Source organism: Mesorhizobium sp. M7A.F.Ca.AU.002.02.1.1, from assembly GCF_003998535.1.
GTDB classification, from domain to species: Bacteria; Pseudomonadota; Alphaproteobacteria; order Rhizobiales; family Rhizobiaceae; genus Mesorhizobium; species Mesorhizobium ciceri.
On sequence record NZ_RZPB01000947.1, the window covers coordinates 1 to 1,993 of the forward strand.

Annotated in this window: 2 protein-coding genes and 1 pseudogene; 2 read left to right on the forward strand and 1 reads right to left on the reverse strand. The window is 65.3% G+C overall.

Annotation, left to right across the window (positions count from 1 at the left end; translation table 11 throughout):
* Positions 1 to 552 (reverse strand): LacI family DNA-binding transcriptional regulator (locus tag EN879_RS33645; RefSeq protein ID WP_164774753.1); only part of this gene is annotated, 552 nt, incomplete at its 3' end.
* A gap of 196 nt (positions 553 to 748) precedes the next feature.
* Here EN879_RS33645 and EN879_RS33650 point away from each other — a divergent pair.
* Together EN879_RS33650 and EN879_RS33655 are read left to right on the forward strand one after the other, a co-directional pair.
* Positions 749 to 1,780, forward strand: coding sequence for a Gfo/Idh/MocA family oxidoreductase (locus tag EN879_RS33650; protein WP_063168291.1), 1,032 nt, complete (start codon positions 749 to 751; stop codon positions 1,778 to 1,780).
* Positions 1,777 to 1,993, forward strand: a pseudogene (locus tag EN879_RS33655) (hypothetical protein); the annotation flags it as partial. The gene EN879_RS33650 and the pseudogene EN879_RS33655, both read left to right, overlap by 4 nt.

Here is a 1,993-nt window from a genome sequence, read left to right on the forward strand (position 1 = left end):
GTGGCCGCGCGCCACGAGGCGGTCGACCGCGTCGGCGCCGGCCTTCTCGAAATCGAGGTCGAGGGAAGGGTAGGACTTGGTTCCGGAGCGGCTGCGGCCGAGCGTGGCGAAGGGAAAGCCGGCCTGGGTGAGATAGTCGATGCGTTCATCCTCGCGCCGCGTCCAGGCCAGCAGCACCGCATCGGCGCGGCGCGTCTCGACGACGCGGCGCAGGCGCTCCTGCTGGTAGTCGCCCGGCGCGCCCATGACCACGGTCAGGTCGAGCCCGCTTTCCGCAAGCCTGGCCTGCAGCCCGATCAGGAACGGAATGAAGAACGGCTCGCCATATTGCTGGTCGCCCGGATGCGGCTGCAGCATGAAGGCGATCGAATGGGTGGCGCCTTGCCGCAGACTGCGGCCGGACTGGTTCGGCGAATAGTTGAGCGTCCTGGCCGCCTCGAGCACGCGCTGGCGCGTGTCGGCATTGACGTCGGCGCGGCCGTTCAGCGCCCGCGACACCGTGCCGATCGAAATGTTCAGGTGACGGGCAAGGTCATGAATGCTGGATGCCAAGTGACTGTACTCCCCTTGCTTGGCTAGCACCGGTAGCCGCTCAGGCCAAGGCGACAGGACGATTTTCACGAGCGGCCAATTGACATTCTACGCCTTCGGGTGTGTTCTCGTAAACGTTTACGGAAAAACGTTTACGGTCATGCCGTGGATGCCGTGACGATCGGTCTGGAGGGACCGAGCGGAGGAGGAGCGCCGGATGATCAATGCCGTCCTGGTCGGCTGCGGAGCGATGAGCAAGGCCTGGCTCGATGCCGCGCAGCAAGTCAACGGGCTCGCCATTGTCGGCCTTGTGGATCTCGATGCCGACAGGGCACGGGCGCGGGCGCACGAATACGGCCTCACCAATGCCGTCATCGGCAGCAGCCTCGATGCCGTCCTCGATCAGATCAAACCGCAAGCGGTGTTCGATGTCGTGGTTCCCGCCGCCCGGCGCGCGGTCGCGCTGTCCGCCTTTGCGCACAATTGCCATCTGCTGACGGAAAAGCCGCTCGCCGACAGTCCGGAAAATGCGCGCGCCATCGTCGAGGCCGCGCGCCGCGCCGGGCGCATCCATGCGGTCGTGCAGAACCGCCGCTATGTCGCCAATGTCAGGCGCATCCGGAGGTTCCTGGACTCCGGCGCCATCGGTGCGCCGACCAGCATCCACGCCGACTTCTTCGTCGCGCCGCATTTCGGCGGTTTTCGCGAGGAGATGGCCCATGTGCTGCTGCTCGACATGGCGATCCACACCTTCGACGCCGCTCGCTATATGGTGAATGGCGAGCCGGCCGGCGTCTATTGCCAGGAATGGGAGCCGGCCAGTTCCTGGTACAGGCAGGGATCTTCGGCCAGCGCCGTCTTCGATCTCGGCGACGGCAAGGTCTTCACCTACGCCGGCAGCTGGTGCGCGGCCGGCTTCCGCACCAGTTGGGAAAGTGCATGGCGCATCGTTGCCGAGCGCGGCAGCCTCATCTGGGACGGTCATGACGATTTGAGGGCAGAAGCAGTGATGCCGGGCCGCGAGGGAATGTTCGACAAAACCCAGCCGATCGAGGTGCCGCCGCTCGATGCGTCCGATCGCGTCGGCGGCCATCTCGGCATTCTCCAGGATTTCATGCACGCCATCGAGACCGGCACCGAGCCGGAAACGCGCGGCGGCGACAACATCAAGAGCCTGGCCATGGTTTTTGGCGCCATCGAAAGCGCCGAGACCGGCCGCCGCGTGACAATCGCAGAGGAAGCACAATGACGCCGAACCCGCTTCTCGACATCCGGATCGGCACCATGGTGCGGGCCAATCTCGACGACCCGGCGGCTTACATCAAGCAGATCCTGCCGCTCGGCTTCGAGAGCATCCAGCCCTTCTTCTGGCAGACGCTGGGCGGCAAGGATTTGCCGCCCAGCGTCTGCCAGAAGAAGGGCTGGATGCTCTCGAAGCCGAGCGGCAGGATCTGCTTGATGT

Bases quoted from the DNA above. Each gene is read 5' to 3' on its own strand.
- EN879_RS33650 (WP_063168291.1), top strand. From the start codon at position 749: ATGATCAATGCCGTCCTGGTCGGCTGCGGAGCGATGAGCAAGGCCTGG.